We start from the raw sequence: 22,312 nt of genomic DNA on the forward strand, positions 1-22,312 counted from the left end.
AGAATATGTTAAAATAATCTATGTTTGTAAAAAATAATTAAAAAACAGAATTATGAAAAAGAACCTATTTTTACTCGGATTATTAGTTTGCTCTATGGCGACAATGGCGCAAACAGAAAAAGCAGATAAACCAGAATCATGGTATTTTAAATTAGGAGGATCTTATTTTATTCAGACTGCTGCTACTGAATTTCCAACTGTGGGAGGAAATCTTCCTTTAGACAGAACTTTTGTAGGAGGGAAATTAGTTTCTGAAGAAAGTGTTACAGGTTCTTTTGGTGAAGGTTTCAGAACTGGATTAACAGCCGGATATAGATTTAATGCCCGTTTAGGGGTTGAGTTAGGTGTTAATTATTATACTAGTAAAGATAAGACAATGGCACAAACCAGATCAGATGTGCCTATTACTCCAGCTGGTGTATATGCTTTTAAATCAGTAGGTCAGATTACTGCTTTTGATCTTGCCCCTGCATTGGTTTTGTTTTTAGGAGAACACAAAGGTTTTGAACCCTATACTAAGGTTGGTATTTTAGTTCCTATTCATGGAGATTTAGAAATCACTTCAGATGCTTACGCTCCAATTGCTTTTTCAAATACAGGAGTTCCAACTGCTTTTGGAAATGTTCATAGTGTTGATAAAGTAAAACCAAATCCAACAGTTGGATTTGTTGCTGCTTTAGGAACATCTTATAAATTAGGAAAAAATATTTCAGTTTTTGGTGAATTGGAATACCGTAACTTTACTGTACACGGAAAAACTAAAGAAACTACAGAATTTAATGTTAATGGTAATGATGCTTTGGCAACTAGATCTGCTTCTCAAATACATACAAATTACAGAGACAGATTAGACGTTAATTCTAATAATGCTTTAACAAATCCGAATGGTGTTGATAAAACAAAACCAATGGATGAATTAAGCTCGTATGTTGGGATCTCAGGTTTAGGTTTGACTTTAGGTCTTAAATACAGCTTGTAATTCTTAGAAAATTATACTTAATAAAAAAGAGGATATTCGTTTGAATATCCTCTTTTTTTTGTGCAATCTTGTCATTTCGAAGAATGAGAAATCACACCAGAAGCTCCGCAAAGAATATTACTAATCTTTGTCGATTAACAAGAGGGTAAAATGATGACAAGATTGTGCTGTTTTGCGTTTCAAGGGATTTTTAGCTGTCTTCGCAGTTTGCAATCAGCAATTGTGTCATTTCGACCAAAGGGAGAAATCACATCTAATATTAGACAAAGATTGACGACTTTCTATACAGAGTTTCTCATGTGATTTCTCATTGTTCGAAATGACAACATTGTGCTGAATTATTGTTGTTATTATTTTGAATTCCTAAACTCCTTCAAAACTTCATCAATCACCCAGGTTGTTCTTGCGGCTGATGTTCCTTTTGATGGATTTACGCCTTCGTTGCCCAAAATTTCTGCGACAACAGTTTCGATAAGTGGTTGCTGAATATGAAGCGGGTTTTCGATTGTGACGCTTTCTTTTTCGCCATTTGTATATTGAATGTGTATAGGATCATTGCCGAAAGTAGAGAAAGAGATTTTCCCTTTATCGCCTACAATGTCAGTATTGTCATAACGCTCAAAACTGGCGAAGTTCCAAAGACCTGTTCCGTGAATTCCGTTTTCAAATAAAAAGGACATTGAAACCGAATCTTCGGCAGGATATGCTTTAAGCTGAGAACTGGCATGTCCGCGAACTGATTGAATTGGTCCTAATACAAAATCAAGGAAATCTAACGTATGGCACGCTAAATCGACAAAGATTCCACCACCTGAAATGTGTGGTAAAACAGTCCATGGCAAATTGATTTCGTCGTTGTACCTTTCTTCAAACGGATGATATAAAACACAATTTACATGTTTTACCGTTCCTATTTTATTTTGATCGATTAATTCTTTTATTTTTAAAAATCTTGGCAAACTTCTTCTGTAATAGGCTACAAATAATGGAACATTATGTTCTTTGCAAACGCTGATCATTTCGTTGCATTCTTCAAAAGTTAACGCCATTGGTTTTTCTACATAAACCGGTTTTCCGGCTTTGGCACATAAAATAGTATATTCTTTATGAGACGATGGAGGAGTAGCAATATAAACAGCATCGACTTCCGGATCATTGATTAAATCAATAGCATTCGAATACCATTTAGATACGTTATGGCGTTTAGCATAATCTTCGGCGAGAGCAGCATCTCTTCGCATCACGGCAACTAAGGCTGAGTTGGGAGTTTTCTGAAAAGCCGGTCCGCTTTTTACTTCGGTTACATTTCCACAGCCTATAATTCCCCATTTTACAATTTTCATTTTCTGGTTTTTTTAGTTATTTCAAATTTAAGTTTTATTTAAAAAAAGCTTGCCACGAATTGCATGAATTTTCACGAATTATTTATATTGGAACTGTGTAAAAAAGTTCGCCACAAATTCACGAAGATTTAAAAGGATTTAAGCAGATGCACACAGATTTTATTTTACCGCAAAGCACGCAAAATTTTTGTATCAGACTGGTTCTGTAAAACACAAGTTCGCAAAGCTGGTTCAATACAAAGCTTTGCGAACTTTGCATTTTCTGAAGAATATTTTTATATGAAATCTTTGCGTGCTTTGTGGTAAAATTCTCAACACAAAACAAGCAAATTAAATTCGTGCTAATTAGTGAAATTCGTGGCAAAAAAAAGCCACGAACTCACAAAAATAATTCGTGAATTCGTGGCTAATAAAATTAAGAATAAGTTTTACTTTTTAGGCAAAGCTTTAAAACCCATATTATAAAGCGTGAAAGCTTGAATGTCTACGTTTTCCTGAATCGTTGCCGCAACAGATTTTCCTGCTCCGTGACCTGCTTTTACATCAATACGAATTAAAACAGGATTGTTCCCTGTTTGTTTTTCTTGTAATTCAGCCGCAAATTTAAAACTATGTGCAGGAACAACACGGTCATCGTGATCTCCTGTTGTAACCATAGTTGCAGGATATTGAACACCTTTTTTTACGTTTTGTACAGGAGAATAACCTTTTAGGTATTCAAACATTTCTTTATTATCCTGAGATGTTCCGTAATCGTAAGCCCAACCTGCACCAGCGGTAAAAGTATGGTAACGTAACATATCCATTACACCAACTGCTGGCAAAGCTACCTTCATTAAATCAGGACGCTGTGTCATTGTTGCACCAACTAATAAACCTCCGTTAGAACCTCCGCGAATCGCTAAGAAATCTGATGAAGTATATTTTTGAGCGATTAAGTATTCACCTGCAGCAATAAAATCGTCAAATACATTTTGTTTTTGCAATTTAGTTCCCGCATCATGCCATTTTTTACCATATTCACCACCACCTCTTAAATTGGCAACAGCATAAACTCCGCCGTTTTCCATCCAAACTGCATTTGCAATGCTGAAACTTGGAGTTAAACTAATGTTGAATCCACCGTAACCATAAAGAATTGTTGGATTTTTACCATCTAATTTTAATCCTTTTTTATACGTGATAATCATCGGGATTTTTTTCCCGTCTTTTGAAGTATAGAATACTTGTTTAGATTCGTAATCTTCACTTTTAAAATCAACTTTAGGTTTTTGATATACTTCAGATTTACCTGATTTTGGTTCTAATGAATATATCGTTCCCGGAGTTGTGTAATTTGTAAAGCTGTAATACAATGTTTTTTCGTGTTTCTTTCCTCCAAATCCACCTGCAGTTCCTACAGCAGGAAGTTTGATTTCACGCACTAATTTTCCTTTATAATCGTATTGTTGTACAAACGAAACAGCATCTTTTGTGTAATTAGCAAAAAAGTATCCGCCACCAGTTGATGGTGATAAAATATTTTGAGTTTCTTTGATAAAATCCTTCCAGTTTTCTGGTTTAGGATTACTTAAGTCAACAGTAACAACACGAGTATTTGGTGCGTTCAAGTCAGTTTCGATAAACAATTTAGTACCTTCATTCTCGATAATCTGATTGTTGCTGTTAAAATTATCTACAATCGTTACAATCGGGCTGTTCGCTTTCGTTAAATCTTTAATATACAATTCATTCCCGTAAGTAGAATTGGCAGCTGAGATTACCAGGTACTTGTCATCTTCAGTAACATAACCACCTATGTATCTGCGTTTTTGATCTGCGCCAAAAATAACTTTATCTTCTTTTTGAGAAGTTCCAAGTTTGTGAAAATATAATTTATGCTGATCTGTTTTAGCAGACAATTCACTTCCTTTAGGTTTCTCATAACTAGAGTAATAAAAACCTTCATTCCCGTGCCATGCAATTCCGCTAAATTTTACATCAACCAATGTGTCTTCTATTACTTTTTTAGACAAAGCATCAATAATGATTACTTTTCTCCAGTCGCTTCCACCTTCAGAAATGGCATAAGCAGCTTTGCTTCCGTCTTTAGAAAAATCTAAACCACCAAGAGAAGTTGTTCCGTCTTTCGAGAAAGTATTTGGATCTAAGAAAACTTCCTCTTTACCGTCTTGCCCTTTTCTATAATATACGGATTGATTCTGAAGTCCGTTGTTTTTTGAATAATAAGTGAATTTTCCTTCTACAAATGGAGCACTGATTTTCTCGTAGTTCCATAATTTCTCCATGCGTTTTTTAAGTTCGTCACGAAAAGGGATTTTATCTAAATAACCATAAGTAACCTCGTTTTGAGCTTTTACCCAAGCACCGGTTTCAGCTGATTTGTCGTCTTCAAGCCAACGATATGGATCGTTTACTTTTGTATCAAAATAGACGTCAACTGTTTCGCCTTTCTGGGTTTGTGGATATTGAATTTTATTTTGTGCAAATGAAATTCCTGCAGTTGTAATTGCCATTAATAGAAATGTTTTTTTCATTGTTTAAGTTTAACAGTTGTCACAAAAATAGCGTTTTTTGTTAGATCAGTACCTATTTAACCGCAAAGTCCGCAAAGATTTTATTTAATAATGCTTTTAAAAAATACAAAGTTCGCAAAGCTAAATTTACACAAAGCTTTGCGAACTTTTTGTTTTTATAAAACCAAGCATTTTTAAAAACTTTGCATTTTACCCACCAGCTTTAAAAAAAAGCGTTGTGTTATTTGCGGTAAAATCAGGTTGTATTAGTAAGAATCAACACAAAGCTTTGCGAACTTTGTGTTTTATCAAACAGCTTTACAAAAAAGACTTTGCGTGCTTTGCGGTAAAATTTTTCAGCAAAGTAATACAAAGCTAAACCACGTAAGAAATACAAGTTCAACCAAAAACAAAAATAAACTGATATTATACTTACATAGTTTAATTAAAAAGCTTATAAGTTGAAGTTGACTCCCAGAACAATATTTCGTCCAATGTTAGGGATTCCGTCTGTTTTTAATCTTGATAAGTGAGCAATATATTTTTTGTCGAATAAGTTGTTTCCGTTCAGGTTCACATCAAAAGCATGTTTCCCTAATTTTACCGTTCCGCCAAAGCCAAGATTCACCAAAGTATATCCGTTTGAAGCCGTTTCAAAACCACTAACATTATTTTGATTGAAAGTCGAAGAAACGTTTAAAGAAGCATATCCTTCTTCGAACCAGTTTTTAATTTTAAATTCAGTTCTAAGTGTATTGTTCCAGTTGTTTGCCGGAATTAATGGCAAATAATCACCATTTTGTTTTTTACCGGTTACGGTTTCAAAACTGGTTTCAAAATGTAACCAATCAAGTGGATGCGGATGAAAGTGGAAACCAACTTCACCACCGTACAATTTTGCATTATTCTGAGTATAAGCAAAAACATCATTGTCCTCGCGAGTTTCTCCAGTTGGCGAAGTGTAGATATAATTGTTGATATGATTATAGAATCCGTTAATAAAGAACTCAAAATGCGTGTTTTTATATTCCAGATTTAAATCAGTCTGAACATTTTGCTCTGTTTTCAAATCAGCATTTCCAATTTCATATCTATTGGTTCCTTCGTGAACCCCATTTGAAGTCAGTTCAGCTAAATTTGGAGCTCTAAACCCAGATGCTACATTCAGTCGAAGTGTTAATGGTTCTGCCAGTTTTGTTTTATATCCTAAAGAAGCATTAAAACTGTCAAATGACCTGTCTAAAGGTAAAAAGTAACCTTCTTCGCCTTCTGTTCCGTGTGCGATAGATGTAATATTTCGGTTATCAAAACGCAATCCGGCCTGAACAACACTATTGTTCCATTCGTAATTTGCCGTTCCAAAAACACCAAAATCATTTGTGGTAGCATCCGGAATCAAATATTCTTCGCCAGAATTTTTGTTTGTTTGATGCATTCCCTGAACACCCAAAATAGTTTCAATTTTTCCCAATTTCGGAAAATGGTACTTCGCATTATAATTAAAAGTATTCAGTTTCATATGAAGCGAAGCATCGTTACTATCTTCAAACTCACTTCTGTCATTGGCAATATATCCTAAATCAACATCTAATTTCGAGTTTTGAAAAAATATAACATTGTTTAAACTCAATAAATGATTGAAGATTCCTTGTCTCGGGAACTCTGTATTTTTGCTGGTAGATTGTTCTCCAATTCCGTTATCCGGCATTCCAAGATCCAGTTTGTTGTAGTTGTATCTTAAAACACTTGAGAAACTAGAGTTGCTGTATCCAATTCCGGTTTTAAAATCAGTTTCGTTATAACGGGTATTAGTTACACGTTCCCCATCAGCAATTTTATAATCAGAATGGGAGTTGAAACTTCCGCGAACTAAGAATTTCCAGTTATCAGTAGAGGTTTTTAAACCAAGCGAAGAATTGCTTCCTTGAGTATTAGTAAAGTATTTTTGGCTAAAATTTGCTTTGAAAGTATTTGCATCAGCAAATTTCTCTGGATTAAAATATAAAACTCCTCCCAGAGCATCAGAACCGTATAATAAAGAAGCTGGGCCTTTGATCACTTCAACACTTTCGATTCCGGCATCATTTAAACCTAAACCATGTTCGTCTCCAAACTGTTGATTTTCGATACGAACACCTTGAGAATATACTAGAACTCGATTTCCGCTTAATCCGCGAATAACCGGCTTACCAATAGAAGTTCCCGTAGAAATCTGAGAAACCCCCGGAATCGTTGCTAAACCTTCGATTAAAGTAGAAGTTCCTTTTTGCTGTAATGTTTTGATACTTTCGTGTTCAACCTTCATCACGTTTTGCGATTGTAGTTTGTTGAAAGGTGTTGAAACGACAACTTCGTCCATTTCAAAAACAGATTCAGTAAGTGTTATGTTTATTGTGTTTTCTTTTAAGAGTTTTGTAATTGATTTACTCTGAGTTGTAAATCCAACAAAAGTGAAAGAAAGTCGGAAACTTCCGTTTGGGAGATTCTTAAAATCATATTTTCCGTTCGCATCAGTCGTTGTTCCTTTGTGTAATTCAGGAGCATAAACAGACACGTTTGCCAATGGTTGGTTCTCAAGATTTGTTACTGTTCCTGAAACCGAATTTTGAGCAGAAAGAATGCTCGAAAACCCTAAAATAAGGGCTAATATTAGTTTTTTCATTTGAAAATGATGCTATAATTAATTTGATTTTTATCCTTTAAAGCACAATAACTAAAAATAATAGTAAGATTCGCCGATCCTGAAAGTTTCAGAATGGGGAAATCGACTAATTTTTTTGAAATTAGATTTAAAAGATCTTTGATTTTATTTCGAAAGTTTCGAAATTAAGAAACTATAGCTTCGGGAGGGCCACGTAATAAATACGGACTTTCTGAAAGTGAAAAAACTTTTTCAGGAAGAGAGAAAAAATAAGGGATTTCAGAATTGAAAGTATGAAATTGAAAAGCAAATTGTTCAGGTACTATATAACTTCCAAAAACAAAATGACAAACAAAACATACGTCATAATCATGATGTTGATGTGTTATTTCGCCATTAGGATCATTGTAATTATGATGGCATTGTTTCTCTGAAAGTTGTTTTACAATATGCTCATAACTGTGTATGGACTGAAACAATATTGAGAACAATACCGTTAGAGCCAAAGAAACACTTAATATGAGTTGTTTTCTTTTCATTCCCGACAAAGGTATAAAAGATCAAAGTAAAAAAGATTTATTTTTTAGATTCTGTTGCCTATTTCTTGAAAAAAGTGCAGGAAATGATTTTATTCTCGATCAAAAAGCGAATAATTACGATCTAATTGTATCCTGAACTAGCATTATATTATATTTGTAAGTAAAATAAATTTACACTAAAAAACGTTTACTTGAAAAACTCTTTAAAACCAAAATACGATATGCGATTACTTTTCAGTTGTTTGTTTTTAGTATCGTTTTTCAATTCTTTTGCTCAGGAAGTTAAACCGGAGATAAAGCCTATTGTAAAAATTGACTCATTATATCGTGAGGATCAGTTTTACTTTTCGGTTACCTACAATCTTTTGCTTAACGGACCTACGGGTTTAAAACAAAATAAATTTTCGGCTGGTGTTTCTGCCGGTTTCTTGCGGGATATGCCTATCAATAAAGACAGAACTATTGCAATTGCAGCAGGTTTTGGTTTGAGTTACCAAAATTTCTATCAAAATTTTACAGTTTCGAAAAGTGCAGACGGAACAAATGTTTACAATGTAAGTAGTTATAGCGACATTGGTTCGAATAGATATAAGCAATATTCTGTAGATGTGCCAATTGAGTTTAGATGGAGAAACTCAACTTACGAAAGTTATAAATTTTGGAGGATTTATAGCGGTGTAAAAATGAGTTATATATTCTCAGATAAATCAATTTTAAAAGACGGGGATGCCAGTTATAAAGTATCTAATAACAAAGATATCAATCAATTTCAGTACGGAGTTTATGTTTCGGCAGGTTATAATACCTGGAATGTATATTGCTATTATGGTTTGAATGGTTTATTTGATAAATCAGTTAAAACCGTTTCCGGCGAAAATGTCCAAATGAGCGCCATGAACATTGGTTTGATTTTTTACATTTTATAACCACAAATACAAAAACAGCAATTGCGGAAATATTCCGATAAATGTTCCAATTAATAATTCATTTGGCGAATGTGCTTCCATTTCTAATCGTGAAGAAGCTACAATACCAGTCATTAAAATCAAAAAAGCGGCCCAATAAGGATTTTGCATTTGAAGATGTATATTCAAACCAATTGCAAAAATTGTAAATCCGCTGATTGCCATCATATGCAAGCTTGCTTTTATCTTAAACAAAGAGCATACTAAAGCTAAAATAGTACTAAATAAGGCACCAAGAAAAAAGAAATGTAATTCAGGATATCGAGCAATGACAATACTTCTTTTTACCAATAAAATATACAAAAAACACTGTAAAATAAGAGGGATTCTGCGTTGAGATGTTTCATGAATCATCACCGATTTGACATGTCCGGTCGAACGAAGCAATAAGAAAAACAATACCGGTACCAAAATCGTAATAATCAGAATCTGAAATAAAACATAATACTTTTCCTGATTGGTAAAAGCATCATTTTTGCAAAAAAGATAAAATAAAGTAGCATACATCGAGATAAAAATCGGATGTAATATATAGGAAAATATAGGGAGTATTTTTTTCAAAACGTTGTGTTTAGTGGTGTTAGCAAATATAAACAAATAATGTTTTTTGCAATGAATTTCACTAATTTTTAAGGATTTTAATTTGCCGTAATTTTTTGCCACAGATTAAAAAGATTAAAAATGATTTGTTATGGGTGTAGTTTTTTTGCCACGAATTCACGAATTAGAATTGGTGTAGATTGGTGTAATTCGTGGCAAATTTTTTTCTAATCCGTGATAATCTGTTAATCTGTGGCAAAACGAATAATTAGTGAAAATTTGTGAAATTGGTGGCAAACCTTTTTTTAAATTTGACAAAAAGATTTTCTAAATGAGCATAAATTTAAAAAGCCTAATCCCGGTTCTTAATGCCGAATGGATGGGCTCAAACACTGATATTTTTATTGATCACATTTCAATCGATAGCCGTTCGTTACAAAACGGATCTGAAACGTTGTTTATTGCCTTATCTGGTGTTAATAATGACGCTCATTTGTATATTGCAGAATTGATCGAAAAAGGTGTTCAAAATTTTGTTGTTCAATATATTCCTGAAAACGCTTTAGGAAAAGCCAATTTTTTAGTAGTAAAAAACACGCTTAATGCACTGCATGAATTTGCCGCATATTATCGTAATCTTTTTCATTTTCCCATTATCGGATTGACCGGAAGCAATGGTAAAACGATAGTAAAAGAATGGCTTAATTTCTTGTTGAGCCCCGATTTTAATATAATTCGAAGTCCAAAAAGCTATAACTCGCAAGTTGGAGTTCCGTTATCCCTAATTGCTATTAATGAAAAACACAATTTAGGAATTTTTGAAGCCGGAATTTCGACGGTTAATGAAATGGTCAATCTCGAAAAAATCATTAAGCCTACCATTGGTGTTTTAACCAACATTGGTTCTGCGCATGATGAAGGTTTTGAAAACCAGCAGCAAAAAATCAATGAGAAATTGTTATTATTCAAAGAGTCAGCAGTAATAATTTATCAAAAGAATCTACTTGTAGATCAATGTCTGACTTTGTTTTGTACTAAATATCCATTACAAGAAAGGGATCTTTTTTCATGGAGTTTTACAGATGTTTCTGCGGACGTTTTTATTCTGAAAAGAGAGAATAAAAGCGATTCAACCAATATTAAATACCAATATAAAGGAGAAAACTTCGATTTAGAAATTCCGTTTAGTGACTCAGCTTCTATAGAAAATGCTGTTTCCTGTTTAGTCGTTTTGCTTTATTTTAAATATGATTCTGAAACTATTCAAAATAGGGTTCAGAATCTGTATCCGGTACAAATGCGCCTGGAAGTAAAAAACGGAATCAATAATTGCAGTATTATTGATGATAGTTACAGCTCTGATTTTGAATCGCTGAAAATTGCCCTCGATTTTTTAGAAAGCCAACAAAAAAAGAATGCTTCAAAAACTATTATTTTGTCAGATATTGTTCAAAGCGGATTCTCTAATAAAGAGCTGTATTCTAAAGTTGCGCAATTAATTACTGATAATAATATAAACAGAGTAATCGCTATTGGAGCAACCATCTCATCTTTTGCAGATCAATTTTCTAATTGTATTACCTTTCAAAATACAGCTGAATTTATTGCTCATATTGAAAGCCTGAATTTCGAAAATGAAACCATATTGATAAAAGGAGCAAGATCATTTCAGTTCGAAGAGATTGTTTCTTTATTAGAAGAAAAAACACATGAAACAATTCTCGAGATTAATCTGAATTCAATAAGTCATAACCTGAATTATTATAAATCAAAATTAGCCAATAACGTCAAATTGATGGTTATGGTAAAAGCATTTGGTTACGGAAACGGAGGATTGGAAATTGCTAAATTGCTTGAACATCATAAGGTAGATTATTTAGGTGTGGCTTTTGCCGATGAAGGAATCTCACTGAAAAATGGCGGAATAAAATTGCCAATTATGGTTTTGAATCCGGAATCGACCAGTTTTCCTTCGATTATTCAATACAACTTAGAACCTGAAATTTATAGCGTAAAAGGCTTGAAAGCTTTTCTTAAAATTGCCAAAGAAAAGAACTTAAAAGATTTTCCGATTCATATAAAATTAGACACAGGAATGCATCGTTTGGGTTTTGAGGAAAATACATTGGACGAATTGATTCAGACTTTAAAAGGAAATTCAACGGTGAAAGTAAAAAGTGTTTTATCTCATTTGGCAACAAGTGATGAAGTACGACATTTTGATTTTGTTCATTCGCAAATTAATTTATTCGAAAAATTATCGTCCCGATTAATTTCAGTATTAAATATTAATCCAATTCGCCATATTTTGAATACGTCCGGAATCAGCAATTTCCCGGATGCACAATATAATATGGTGCGATTAGGAATTGGTTTGTACGGAGTTTCAAACGATCCGGCAGAACAAAAATACCTGGAAAATGTAGGGACATTAAAATCCATTATTTCTCAGGTTCGAACGATTCCTGGCGGCGACAGCGTTGGTTATGGCCGACGTTTCATGGCTGAGAAAGAAACTAAAATTGCAACAATCCCAATAGGCTATGCTGACGGTATTTCTCGCTTATGGGGAAATTTGGTTGGATATGTTGTTATTAAAAATCAAAAAGCCCAAATTGTTGGCAATGTTTGTATGGATATGCTCATGGTAGATGTGACTCATATTGATTGTAAAGAAGGCGATCCTGTAATTATTTTTGGAGAAAATCCAACGGTCGTGGAGATGGCAGTAGCTTTAAAAACAATTCCTTATGAGATCATGACCAGTATTTCGCAACGCGTAAAAAGGGTATTTTTTAGATAGAATTATGAAATTATGCAGAAAATTACGTATTTTCGATATCAATTAATTATAAACTAAAATAAACAATTATGGGGATGTTTTCAGAATTTAAGGAATTTGCAATGAAAGGCAACGTAGTCGATCTGGCTGTGGGTGTGATCATTGGAGCTGCTTTTGGTAAAATTGTAAGCTCATTAATTGAAAATGTAATTACACCTTTAATACTAAAACCGGCATTAGATGCGGCTCATTTATCGACTATCGAGGAGCTGACCGCTTTTGGAGGCGTTAAGTACGGTTTGTTTCTTTCGGCAGTAATTAACTTTTTAATTGTTGCTTTTGTTTTGTTCTTAATCATTAAAGGAATAAACCATGCAAAAAAGAAAGATGTTGCTCCGCCACCGCCGGCAGGACCAACTCAGGAAGAATTACTTATTCAGATTAGAGATCTGTTAAAAAATAAATAATATACCGCTACACTAAGTCTAATTTAACCGTTCCTTAATTGGGACGGTTTTTTTGTTTTTGTTTGATTTGTAACATTTTGTTATTTTTTGTGAAGCACCTTGTTTTGTTTTTTATTATAGCTACTTTTGCAGAGTAAATTAGATTAATTCATACTAAAAATATAAAAATGAGAATAGCCGTTGTAGGTGCCACTGGTATGGTTGGCGAAATAATGCTTAAAGTTTTAGCAGAAAGAAATTTTCCAGTTACTGAGTTAATTCCTGTTGCTTCTGAAAAATCAGTAGGAAAAGAAATAGAATATAAAGGTCAAAAATATAAAGTTGTTGGGTTGCAAACAGCAGTTGATTTAAAAGCGGATATCGCTCTTTTCTCAGCTGGAGGTGATACTTCATTAGAGTGGGCACCAAAATTTGCAGCAGCAGGAACTACAGTTATTGATAATTCTTCGGCCTGGAGAATGGATCCGACAAAAAAGCTAATTGTTCCGGAAATCAATGCTGATACTTTAACAAAAGAAGATAAAATTATTGCAAACCCAAACTGCTCCACTATTCAGATGGTTTTGACTTTGGCACCATTGCATAGAAAATACAATATAAAAAGAATCATTGTTTCTACCTACCAATCCATTACCGGAACAGGTGTAAAAGCAGTGAGACAATTAGAGAACGAATACGCAGGAGTTCAGGGAGAAATGGCTTATAAATATCCAATTCATAGAAATGCAATTCCACATTGCGATAGTTTCGAAGAAAACGGATACACGAAAGAAGAAATGAAATTAGTTCGTGAAACTCAAAAAATCCTTGGGGATAACACGATTAGAGTTACGGCAACTGCTGTTCGTGTACCAGTTGTAGGTGGACATAGCGAAGCTGTAAATGTTGAGTTTACAAATGATTTTGATGTAAATGAAGTTCGTGAAATTTTGCATAACACGGATGGAATAGTGGTGCAGGATAATTTAGATACTTTTACCTACCCAATGCCACTATATGCCGAAGGTAAAAATGATGTTTTTGTTGGAAGAATCCGACGTGACGAAAGCCAGGAAAATACATTAAACATGTGGATTGTTGCTGATAACTTAAGAAAAGGTGCTGCAACAAACACAATTCAAATCGCTGAATATTTAATTGCAGCTGGTTTGGTATAATCAGAGATTAAAGAAAATTGTTATAAAGGAAAAGCCGTAATTGCAGTAATGTGATTGCGGTTTTTTTGTTGGAGTGTTTAAAAGTTTTTGAGTAAGAAATAATACTTTTGTTTTAATCATAAAAGAGTAAAGGCATGAGAACAGAAACTAGCCATTTTTGGTTTGGTAAATTTAGATCAGAAGCGGAATGTTTTAATTTTTTAGGTGAAAATGAAACGTATTATGAAGAAGATGATATAAAGGAAGAAGATAAATATATCTCTGAATTTGCAAGATCTCAAAGTGAGAATTTTTTAGATCATGACTTTATGGAAAGCGGTTTTGAAAATGAAAATGTTTCATTTGAAGAAAAATTCTCAAAATATTCTTATGCTGACCAATGGATTGTTGAAGCAAAAAGTAGATCAAAGAATCAAAATCTGGAGAGTATAAATACGATCGTGTTCATTTCGAAAGATCAGATAGAAAAACCAGTTTCAATAATTAATTCAAAATTTGAGTTACTTTATATTGGAGAAATTGAATATGAAATTTGATTAAAAAGTTTTAAAGAAATAATCTAAATCCTATCTTAGCTTATAAATACAAAAAAACTGATGAACTTCGATAACTATAAAATAATCCCCAACTATAAAACCAATAAAACAGATTTATTCCTTGCTGAGAAAGAAGAAATCCTGGCCTGCGAAAAAACCTTAAATATTGTTTTTGACGATGATTACAAACAATATGTTTTAACATACGGAAGCGGAATTCTCGGCGGAACCTATGTTAGAATTTATCTTCCGGAAAACATAATATTAACAGATACTGAATGGAAAGATCGTATAAGTGAATATTGGTTTTGGGATGAAGGAAAAGAAATATTGACAAAAGAAGAAGTATTAAACTCTGTTAGAATTGGTGATACTTTTGATGGAGATGAAATTATTCTTTACAAAGGAGAATATTTTATCTTGCCGCGAAATAGCGAAATGATCTACAAAACAGGAAAAACACTTGAAGAAACCATTACATGGTTGTGTTCATCCGGAATCCTGACCGAAGCATTTCCTGAAAGAGAATTTGAACCTTTTGATCCAGGTGAACTTATATAAATCCCAAAAAAAAATTCCAAATTCCAATTGCTATAATTGGAATTTGGAATTTTAAAAATATTGTAATTTATAGCTTAATATTCAGGTGCTAATTCTAATTCTAATCCTTCTAACTCGGTAGTAATTGGAATCTGACAACCTAAACGGCTATTTGATTTAACATAAAATGCTTCCGATAACATAGCTTCTTCTTCATCTCCCATTTCTGGTAATGCAACATCATTAAGAACATAACACTGGCAAGAAGCACACATGGCCATTCCGCCACAGGTTCCTTCAACAGGAAGTTCGTATGCTTTGCATAACTCCATTATATTCATTGCCATATCAGTTGGAGCTTGTAATTCGTGTATAACTCCTTCTCGATCTTTAATCTTTATTAATACATCCATTTTAATTATTTGGAATTTTACTGGTTAGGATTTTATAACGTGAAAAAATCCCTAATTACATTAACTATTTTTTATACTAAATGCGTATTCTTTTTTATTACCTTCTTTAAGACGCATTTTTACACCAAGGGTATTTCCGTTTTTTTCTAGTATCGTTACAAAAGCAATTACAGAATAATAATCTTTGTCTGCCTGAAAGATTAAAGTTCCTTCGTAAGTCGAATTCATTACACCTTGCTTGTCTGTTGTTACAGATACTTTTCTTGGATGACTAAATTCTGCAGTGCTATAAGTAGCTTTGTTTGCAAATTTGGCTTTTCCGTTGCAGAAATCGAATAAGAAGTCATAATTACCAATTCTCAGGGAGCCTTCTTCATCACTTGCATTAGTCGAAAATACTATTTGACCTGCGTATTTAAAATCTGACCATTCTTCTGCTTCATTTAGCCAGGCTTTGTCAACAATTAATGTTTGTGTGGTTTGCTGGGCATAACTTACAGAAACAAAAAACAACAATAAAAATAGAGCGTAATAGTTCTTCATAAATTTAAGGTTTTGGGATTATGTGACAAATTTAAGTTAAATATGTAACAATTCCTTAACGGAAACTCTTAAATGTTTATGTTGTTTTTTATTAAATTCGTAATAAGTAACTTGAATTTTATTTTATTTTTGAATATTTAGAAATCAAACCCTTCAAAGAGCTATTATTCCTGTTAAATATTCAAATCTAAAAAATAGAAAAAATACTGTTTTTTATTACATTATATTAACCACAGTTTCAATTTGTGGTGCATATTTTTTTATTGTAGTTTCAACCCCTGCTTTCAAAGTCATTTGATTAACACTGCAGCTAATGCATGCTCCTTCAAGTCGAACTTTAACGTGTTTGTCGTCGTCTATAGAAATTAGAGTAATGTCTCCACCGTCAGAATTTAAAAAAGGTCTGATTTCTTCTAGAGCTAATAATACGTTGTTTGTTAATTCTTCTGTTGTCATAATTTTATCAATTAGGTAATTAGTCAAATTAGATAATTAGAAAATTCACTTTGAAGTAAAATTGTCTAATTATCTAATTTTCAAATCATCTCATTAGTTGTATCTCAATTATCTAATTATTTCTTAACTGCTGAGCAACCTGCCATAGTTGTAATTTTGATGGCTTCTGTTGCAGGTAAATTGTCATTTCTGTTTACTACTTCCTGAACAACATTTCTGGTTATTTCTTCAAAAACAGTTTCGATTGCTGATGCCGTTTGCATTGCTGCAGGGCGACCAAAATCTCCCGCTTCGCGAATAGATTGTACAATTGGTACTTCTCCTAAAAATGGAACATCAAGATCTTCGGCAAGGTTTTTTGCACCTTCCTGACCAAAGATATAGTATTTATTGTCAGGTAATTCTTCTGGTGTAAAGTACGCCATATTTTCGATAATTCCCAAAACAGGAACATTAATGTTGTCCTGCATAAACATAGCAACACCTTTTTTAGCATCGGCAAGAGCCACAGCCTGAGGTGTACTTACTACAACAGCACCGGTAATTGGTAATGATTGCATGATCGAAAGATGAATATCTCCCGTTCCTGGAGGTAAATCGATTAACATGAAATCTAATTCTCCCCAATCAGCATCAAAAATCATTTGGTTCAAAGCTTTTGCAGCCATTGGACCTCTCCAGATAACCGCCTGACTTGGAGCAGTGAAAAAACCAATAGAAAGTATTTTTATACCATAACTTTCAACAGGTTTCATTTTTGATTTTCCGTCAACAGTAATCGAAATTGGTTTTTCGTTTTCAACATCAAACATAATAGGCATCGAAGGCCCGTAGATATCTGCATCAAGAACACCAACATTAAAACCCATTTTAGCAAGTGTTACAGCAAGATTCGCAGTAACAGTCGATTTTCCAACTCCACCTTTACCAGAAGCAACGGCAATAATATTTTTGATTCCCGGAATAGCTTTTCCTTTTATTTCGTTAGGATTTTCTTTTGCCTCAACTTTAATGTTTACTTTGATTTTTGCCTCAGGAGATACCAATTCAAGAATTGTTTTTTTGATATCGTCTTCAGCTCTTTTTTTAATGTGCATTGCTGGCGTATGCAGAACTAAATCTACTACAACTTCATCACCAAAAGTTATTACATTGGCAACAGCACCACTTTCAACCATATTTTTTCCTTCGCCAGCTATAGTGATTGTCTCTAGAGCTTTAAGAATTTCTTTTCTATCTAATTTCATTTTAATCTACTGTTTTCTATTGAAAGAAATCGATTTAAGCATTGTGTTTATTTAAACTGATTTCAGACTACAAAGATAACAGATTATGTTCGGATTCAAACCCTTTTAAATTGTATTTATTGATATTGAGATTAGTCAAAATGATTCTTATTGTTTGTATTTACTTTCTTATATCAAAAAAATGTTGGCACCATTTCACCTGCTCCTCTATACAAAGAATTCTTTTTGAGCTAAAACATATGAATTTTACGATAAATTTTCAGAATAGGTTGACTAAAATTCCAATAATCTTCGCTATATTTGAGTACCCTAAATTTATAATTTCTACTGTTTTTTAAAAATATCTGAAAACTTGTTAATAGGTAAATTATGGTTTTTCGTTATTTTTTAATAAAATTTATTTGCTAAAATCTAAATCTAAAAAGTATGCGAAATTTTACTTCTTTACCTGTTATTGCGGCCGTTATATTTTTGATGTTTTCCTTTGAATCTTCAGGAAAGGAAATCGAAATAAAAAGTAAAATGACGGGGTCTGAAAATACTTTTTTAATCAAAAAGTACGTATCAAAAGTTACTGTTAATGCGGAATCGATTACTGAGTTTTACAAGAAATATCCCAAATTAAAAAAGTACCAAAGTGACGTTTTAGATCTGTATAAAAAGAAAGAATACAGTGCAATCTGGCATGATGATAAAAGAGTCAGCGAATTTGGTTCGTTACTCTATCATAAAGTACGTTTATTGGGTGACCAGGGTATCAAGGCTACTATGCCTTATATGGATTTGGTCGATGATGTTTTTAATGAAAACGTGTCCAATAAACTTCCTCAGATAGATACAGAACTTTTATTATCTAATATGTATGTCTTTTATGCCAGTAATGTATATTCTGGTGTTGATCCTGCAACCTTAAAGAAAATTGGTTGGTTTTTGCCGGCAAAAAGTATTTCGTATGCCAAGATATTAGATTCATTGATAGTTGATCCCGCAAGATTAAATAAAGATGAAAATCTTTTGTTTGGGCAATATTATAAGCTTAAAGCAATGTTGAAAAAATATCGAACTATTGAGCAAAATAAGCAATGGACAAAAATAGATATAGACAGCTTAAATTATAAGGATTTAAAGCCTTTTGATAGTGGAGTGGCTGTAAAACAAATAAGAGCACGATTGTTTGTAGTTGGAGATTTAGCACAAGATTCTAAAAGAGATGTCTACGATGAGGAGATGATGGCAGGTGTTTTAAAATATAAAAAGAGATACGGTCTTAAGTTAAATTATGCACTTACCAGAGATCATATCAACCAAATGAATGAGCCAGTTGGAAATCGTATTAAGACGATTATGCTTAATATGGAACGCTGCAGATGGATACCAACTAACTTGGCACAAGCTAGTGAATACATTATGATTAACATACCATCATTTAGATTGGTGTATGTGAAAAATGGTAAATATGAATTGGTTTCGGATGTTTTTGTTGGAACCAGGATGACTGAAACAGTGATTTTTAGCGGAATGATGGACAGAATCGTATTTAGTCCTTATTGGTATGTGCCGCAGAGTATTATTAAAAATGAATTAAAACTCAAAATGGCCGAAGATAAAAATTATCTGGCAGATCATAATATGGAATGGAATGGCGGAAATGTTCGTCAAAAACCCGGACCTAAAAATTCTCTGGGATTGGTTAAATTTATGTTCCCAAACCCAAATGATATTTATTTGCACGATACACCGGCTAAGAGTTTATTTGATTTTGAAAAACGTATTTTTAGTCATGGATGTATTAATGTTAAAGAAGCAAAAAATTTGGCTCTTGCTATTTTAAAAGACGATCCGGATTGGCCTGTTGATAAAATAGATCAGGCAATGAGTGGGGAGAAAGAGACAACTTGTAAGCTTAAAACTAAAATCCCAATCTATATTGGTTACTTTACAGCGTGGGTTAATGATGAAGGAGAAATTGGTTTTTATCCGGATGTGTATGACAGAGACGCGCAATTAGATAAATTGCTTTACTCAGATTCTGTTGCTATAAAATAAGTGCAAGCAAGATTCTGTTGTTTTAAGAATAAAAAAGAAACCCGCCAGATTAATGGATCTGGCGGGTTTTTTTAAAAAAAATGGTCTACAAGCTTATTCGTATTTTAAATATTTCAAGATGTCTATTTTAGTTACCTGATAGGCTTTTGTTAAAACAATTATTAAGGTCAGAGCCAACAAAGAAATCAGCGCAATACTAAACGGAATAACCGAAACATTGATTCTAAAAGCAAAATCCTCCAGCCACTTTTGCAATAAAATGTAAGCAGGTATGATGCCAATTACAAAACCTATTAGGCAAAAAACAACATATTGTTTTGAAAGATCTTTTAGCAGAGCATCAGTTTCGGCGCCCAATGTTTTTCTAATCGCAATTTCTTTCAATCGTCGCTCCATCGAAAAAGAAGCTAAAGCGAATAGTCCAAAAATGGCAATTATGATTACTACAAGATTCAGAATAAAAAATAAATCTTTCTGTTTTACCTGTTCCTGATAGGTTTTGGCAAATCCCTTATTTACAAATTCATATTGAAAAGGATAATCCTGATTGATGTTTTTCTCCCAGTATGTTTTTAGTTTATCTAAAGTTCCGGTTAAATTATTTGGAGAAACCTTTACATAAATATTGTCAAAATTATTCCATTTTAAGGTTTTTATGCTGATAAAGACCATAGGCGGAACTTTATTTTGAAATCCTGTAATGTGAAAGTCTTTAACAACTCCTACAATTTTAAATTTCAAGTTTCCTTTTTCATTTCCCCAACCGGAACTTATTATCGTGTTTATGGGGTTTTTAAGTCCCAGTGTTTTAGCGAGTGTCTCATTTATGAGCCAATTGCTAATTGTGTCCGAAGCATATTTTGGAGATAAATCGCGTCCTTTTACAATCTTAATTTTCATCATGTCCAGAAAACCAAAATCCATATCAACGTTTCTAGGCTGTACAAAAACACCATTGTATGTAAATCCGGAACTTGAATTGGTACTATTACCAAAAGAACCTGCAAAAGTAGATACGTCCTGAACACCGGATAGTTTAAGGAGTTCTTGTTTTATAGTCAGATATTGTTGTATTTTTTTATTGCGATCTGGAGATTTTAAAGGAATTTTGATTACCTGATCCCCGGTAAAACCAAGATCTTTATTCATCATATAATTTACCTGCGAGTTGACAATCAAGGCGCCAATGATAAAAAAGGCAGCAATACCAAATTGAAAAATCAACATTGAATTTCGAATCCAGATACCGCTTTTGCTTCTGGAGAAGTTGCCTTTTAAAACCTTTAAAGTTTCAAAATTTGAAATATAAACCGCCGGGAATATGCCTGCAAGAACAATTACTAATCCAAAGATAAAAATAAGCTGCAGGTAAAATTCGCTGCCATTCATGGTCAAAGATTTCCTTAGGAAGTTATTGTAGTATGGTAAAGAAAGTTCTACTATTGCCAGAGCAAAAAGAATAGCTAAAACAACAATAATAGCCGTTTCGAATATAAATTGGGCTATGATTTGCGTTTTGCTTGCCCCTACAATTTTACGGACACCTACTTCTTTAGCACGTTTAACAGCAGAAGCGGTTGCCAGATTAATATAGTTTACAAGTGATAAAATTAAAATCAATATAGATAAACCTACCATGATGTAGAGCAATTGCAGATTGCCTTTTCCTTCTGGAAAATTGACTCCTGCAGTAGATTTTGTACCATACAAGCGTGCCTTGTCTAAGGGATCGAGAATAACCTTAACCTCGCCATTTTCCTTCACATATTCTTCAGGTGTCTGACCATTTGCTTTAGCGTCTTTCATGGTTCTGTTAACAAAATTTACATTTTGCATCTTCTTCAAAAGTGATTCCTCACTAGTGCCTTTCCTCACTTTAATCATCAGGGTGTAATTAAAATTTCCCCAGTTGTTAGCGTCACCATCTTCTAATAAGCCTCCAAAAACATAATTTGGTTCAATAGAAGAAGGGCTCATAACTTTATAAACAGATTTTATAACATAAGATTTGTTATCATTTATAACGATTTTGCCAATAGGATCTTCATTTTTAAATATTTTTTTAGCCTCGTCTTCTGAAATGGCTACACTATTTTTTTCTTTAAGGATGTCTTTTTTTGCCCCTTTTACAATAGGAAAAGGAAAAGCATCAAAAAAGTCATAATCAGCGACTATAATTTTTTTACCCATCCATTTTTGATTCTGATATTTTATTATCTCCTCATAATACCAGCTATCAAAAAAGCAAATAGATTCGATTTCGGGAATTGTTGCTTTACAGGTAACTCCAAAAGGAATTGTACTTGATGGCCAGATATCTCCAGTTGCCCCAATTTTATTCAGTACCTGATACACGTTTTCTTTCTCAGGATTCCATTGGTCGTATGTATTTTCGTTATTCCAGTATAAAATGGCGAAAATCACTCCGGCGATTCCAATGCTTAGCCCTAGAACATTTAAAAATGAAAACAATTTGTTTTGTTTTAAATGATATATGAATATTTTAAACCAGTTAAAAATCATGTTGTATTTTTTATATTATTATAGTTGCTTTAAAAACCTGTTGGTTTTATATCGTTGCCAGTACTTTGCAAACAAATCC

General features: G+C 33.1%; 18 protein-coding genes. 8 read left to right on the forward strand and 10 right to left on the reverse strand.

Going from position 1 to position 22,312, the window contains the following annotated elements; translation table 11 throughout:
* Positions 1–52: 52 nt before the first annotated feature.
* Positions 53–979, forward strand: coding sequence for an outer membrane beta-barrel protein (locus tag NJT12_RS18765; protein WP_271337459.1), 927 nt, complete (start codon positions 53–55; stop codon positions 977–979).
* 350 nt (positions 980–1,329) lie between these two features.
* On the opposite strand, the gene NJT12_RS18770 is transcribed toward NJT12_RS18765, so the two are convergent.
* The 4 genes from NJT12_RS18770 to NJT12_RS18785 all read right to left on the reverse strand — a co-directional run bounded on the left by NJT12_RS18770 (position 1,330) and on the right by NJT12_RS18785 (position 8,018).
* The gene (locus tag NJT12_RS18770) at positions 1,330–2,322 is read right to left on the reverse strand and encodes a Gfo/Idh/MocA family protein (RefSeq protein WP_271337460.1); all 993 of its coding nucleotides are present in this window, start codon (positions 2,320–2,322) and stop codon (positions 1,330–1,332) included.
* Between the two features lie 428 nt (positions 2,323–2,750).
* Complete coding sequence (locus tag NJT12_RS18775; protein WP_271337461.1) at positions 2,751–4,859, reverse strand: prolyl oligopeptidase family serine peptidase; 2,109 nt, start codon at positions 4,857–4,859, stop codon at positions 2,751–2,753.
* A 433-nt stretch (positions 4,860–5,292) separates the two neighbouring features.
* Positions 5,293–7,500: a TonB-dependent receptor gene (locus NJT12_RS18780; RefSeq protein WP_271337462.1), complete on the reverse strand. Its 2,208-nt coding sequence runs from the start codon at positions 7,498–7,500 to the stop codon at positions 5,293–5,295.
* A 164-nt stretch (positions 7,501–7,664) separates the two neighbouring features.
* Entirely contained in the window at positions 7,665–8,018 is a 354-nt protein-coding gene (locus tag NJT12_RS18785) for a hypothetical protein (protein WP_271337463.1), read from the reverse strand.
* Between the two features lie 191 nt (positions 8,019–8,209).
* Between NJT12_RS18785 and NJT12_RS18790 the strand changes: the two genes are divergently transcribed.
* The gene (locus NJT12_RS18790; RefSeq protein ID WP_338083393.1) at positions 8,210–8,944 is read left to right on the forward strand and encodes a porin family protein; all 735 of its coding nucleotides are present in this window, start codon (positions 8,210–8,212) and stop codon (positions 8,942–8,944) included.
* Here the strand turns inward: NJT12_RS18790 and NJT12_RS18795 are convergent.
* Positions 8,939–9,544: a hypothetical protein gene (locus NJT12_RS18795; protein ID WP_271337464.1), complete on the reverse strand. Its 606-nt coding sequence runs from the start codon at positions 9,542–9,544 to the stop codon at positions 8,939–8,941. The genes NJT12_RS18790 and NJT12_RS18795 overlap by 6 nt on opposite strands.
* A 310-nt stretch (positions 9,545–9,854) precedes the next feature.
* Here NJT12_RS18795 and NJT12_RS18800 point away from each other — a divergent pair, with 310 nt between their 5' ends.
* The 5 genes from NJT12_RS18800 (at position 9,855) to NJT12_RS18820 (ending at position 15,026) form a co-directional block, all read left to right on the forward strand.
* On the forward strand, positions 9,855–12,326 hold the full coding sequence (locus tag NJT12_RS18800; protein WP_271337465.1) for a bifunctional UDP-N-acetylmuramoyl-tripeptide:D-alanyl-D-alanine ligase/alanine racemase: 2,472 nt from the start codon (positions 9,855–9,857) through the stop codon (positions 12,324–12,326).
* Between the two features lie 68 nt (positions 12,327–12,394).
* The gene (gene mscL / locus NJT12_RS18805) at positions 12,395–12,772 is read left to right on the forward strand and encodes a large conductance mechanosensitive channel protein MscL (RefSeq protein WP_271337466.1); all 378 of its coding nucleotides are present in this window, start codon (positions 12,395–12,397) and stop codon (positions 12,770–12,772) included.
* A 167-nt stretch (positions 12,773–12,939) separates the two neighbouring features.
* Complete coding sequence (locus tag NJT12_RS18810) at positions 12,940–13,929, forward strand: aspartate-semialdehyde dehydrogenase (protein WP_271337467.1); 990 nt, start codon at positions 12,940–12,942, stop codon at positions 13,927–13,929.
* A 134-nt stretch (positions 13,930–14,063) separates the two neighbouring features.
* The gene (locus tag NJT12_RS18815) at positions 14,064–14,465 is read left to right on the forward strand and encodes an immunity 22 family protein (protein ID WP_271337468.1); all 402 of its coding nucleotides are present in this window, start codon (positions 14,064–14,066) and stop codon (positions 14,463–14,465) included.
* 60 nt (positions 14,466–14,525) lie between these two features.
* Positions 14,526–15,026 carry an SMI1/KNR4 family protein gene (locus NJT12_RS18820; RefSeq protein ID WP_271337469.1) on the forward strand — a complete coding sequence of 167 codons (501 nt, stop codon included), beginning with the start codon at positions 14,526–14,528 and terminating at the stop codon, positions 15,024–15,026.
* A 74-nt stretch (positions 15,027–15,100) separates the two neighbouring features.
* Here the strand turns inward: NJT12_RS18820 and NJT12_RS18825 are convergent, their stop codons facing one another.
* The 4 genes from NJT12_RS18825 to NJT12_RS18840 form a co-directional block, all read right to left on the reverse strand.
* Positions 15,101–15,418: a 2Fe-2S iron-sulfur cluster-binding family protein gene (locus NJT12_RS18825; RefSeq protein WP_026982672.1), complete on the reverse strand. Its 318-nt coding sequence runs from the start codon at positions 15,416–15,418 to the stop codon at positions 15,101–15,103.
* A gap of 60 nt (positions 15,419–15,478) precedes the next feature.
* Positions 15,479–15,961 (reverse strand): hypothetical protein, encoded by a 483-nt coding sequence (locus NJT12_RS18830; RefSeq protein WP_271337470.1) that lies wholly within the window; start codon positions 15,959–15,961, stop codon positions 15,479–15,481.
* Between the two features lie 216 nt (positions 15,962–16,177).
* Complete coding sequence (locus tag NJT12_RS18835) at positions 16,178–16,417, reverse strand: NifU family protein (RefSeq protein WP_213306350.1); 240 nt, start codon at positions 16,415–16,417, stop codon at positions 16,178–16,180.
* Positions 16,418–16,533: 116 nt separating this feature from the next.
* On the reverse strand, positions 16,534–17,664 hold the full coding sequence (locus NJT12_RS18840) for an Mrp/NBP35 family ATP-binding protein (RefSeq protein ID WP_271337471.1): 1,131 nt from the start codon (positions 17,662–17,664) through the stop codon (positions 16,534–16,536).
* A gap of 426 nt (positions 17,665–18,090) precedes the next feature.
* Here NJT12_RS18840 and NJT12_RS18845 point away from each other — a divergent pair, with 426 nt between their 5' ends.
* Positions 18,091–19,710: a L,D-transpeptidase family protein gene (locus NJT12_RS18845; RefSeq protein WP_271337472.1), complete on the forward strand. Its 1,620-nt coding sequence runs from the start codon at positions 18,091–18,093 to the stop codon at positions 19,708–19,710.
* A gap of 93 nt (positions 19,711–19,803) precedes the next feature.
* Here the strand turns inward: NJT12_RS18845 and NJT12_RS18850 are convergent, their stop codons facing one another.
* The gene (locus NJT12_RS18850; protein WP_271337473.1) at positions 19,804–22,233 is read right to left on the reverse strand and encodes an ABC transporter permease; all 2,430 of its coding nucleotides are present in this window, start codon (positions 22,231–22,233) and stop codon (positions 19,804–19,806) included.
* Between the last annotated feature and the right edge of the window lie 79 nt (positions 22,234–22,312).

The sequence above is a fragment of the Flavobacterium azizsancarii genome (assembly GCF_027980145.1).
GTDB classification, from domain to species: domain Bacteria; phylum Bacteroidota; class Bacteroidia; order Flavobacteriales; family Flavobacteriaceae; genus Flavobacterium; species Flavobacterium azizsancarii.

What these genes read in the sequence shown, in the direction of transcription:
- NJT12_RS18765 (WP_271337459.1), top strand. Translation starts at nt 53, where the DNA reads ATGAAAAAGAACCTATTTTTACTCGGATTATTAGTTTGCTCTATGGCG.
- NJT12_RS18770 (WP_271337460.1), bottom strand. Translation starts at nt 2,322, where the DNA reads ATGAAAATTGTAAAATGGGGAATTATAGGCTGTGGAAATGTAACCGAA.
- NJT12_RS18775 (WP_271337461.1), bottom strand. Translation starts at nt 4,859, where the DNA reads ATGAAAAAAACATTTCTATTAATGGCAATTACAACTGCAGGAATTTCA.
- NJT12_RS18780 (WP_271337462.1), bottom strand. Translation starts at nt 7,500, where the DNA reads ATGAAAAAACTAATATTAGCCCTTATTTTAGGGTTTTCGAGCATTCTT.
- NJT12_RS18785 (WP_271337463.1), bottom strand. Translation starts at nt 8,018, where the DNA reads ATGAAAAGAAAACAACTCATATTAAGTGTTTCTTTGGCTCTAACGGTA.
- NJT12_RS18800 (WP_271337465.1), top strand. Translation starts at nt 9,855, where the DNA reads ATGAGCATAAATTTAAAAAGCCTAATCCCGGTTCTTAATGCCGAATGG.
- mscL (WP_271337466.1), top strand. Translation starts at nt 12,395, where the DNA reads ATGGGGATGTTTTCAGAATTTAAGGAATTTGCAATGAAAGGCAACGTA.
- NJT12_RS18810 (WP_271337467.1), top strand. Translation starts at nt 12,940, where the DNA reads ATGAGAATAGCCGTTGTAGGTGCCACTGGTATGGTTGGCGAAATAATG.
- NJT12_RS18815 (WP_271337468.1), top strand. Translation starts at nt 14,064, where the DNA reads ATGAGAACAGAAACTAGCCATTTTTGGTTTGGTAAATTTAGATCAGAA.
- NJT12_RS18820 (WP_271337469.1), top strand. Translation starts at nt 14,526, where the DNA reads ATGAACTTCGATAACTATAAAATAATCCCCAACTATAAAACCAATAAA.
- NJT12_RS18825 (WP_026982672.1), bottom strand. Translation starts at nt 15,418, where the DNA reads ATGGATGTATTAATAAAGATTAAAGATCGAGAAGGAGTTATACACGAA.
- NJT12_RS18830 (WP_271337470.1), bottom strand. Translation starts at nt 15,961, where the DNA reads ATGAAGAACTATTACGCTCTATTTTTATTGTTGTTTTTTGTTTCTGTA.
- NJT12_RS18835 (WP_213306350.1), bottom strand. Translation starts at nt 16,417, where the DNA reads ATGACAACAGAAGAATTAACAAACAACGTATTATTAGCTCTAGAAGAA.
- NJT12_RS18840 (WP_271337471.1), bottom strand. Translation starts at nt 17,664, where the DNA reads ATGAAATTAGATAGAAAAGAAATTCTTAAAGCTCTAGAGACAATCACT.
- NJT12_RS18845 (WP_271337472.1), top strand. Translation starts at nt 18,091, where the DNA reads ATGCGAAATTTTACTTCTTTACCTGTTATTGCGGCCGTTATATTTTTG.
- NJT12_RS18850 (WP_271337473.1), bottom strand. Translation starts at nt 22,233, where the DNA reads ATGATTTTTAACTGGTTTAAAATATTCATATATCATTTAAAACAAAAC.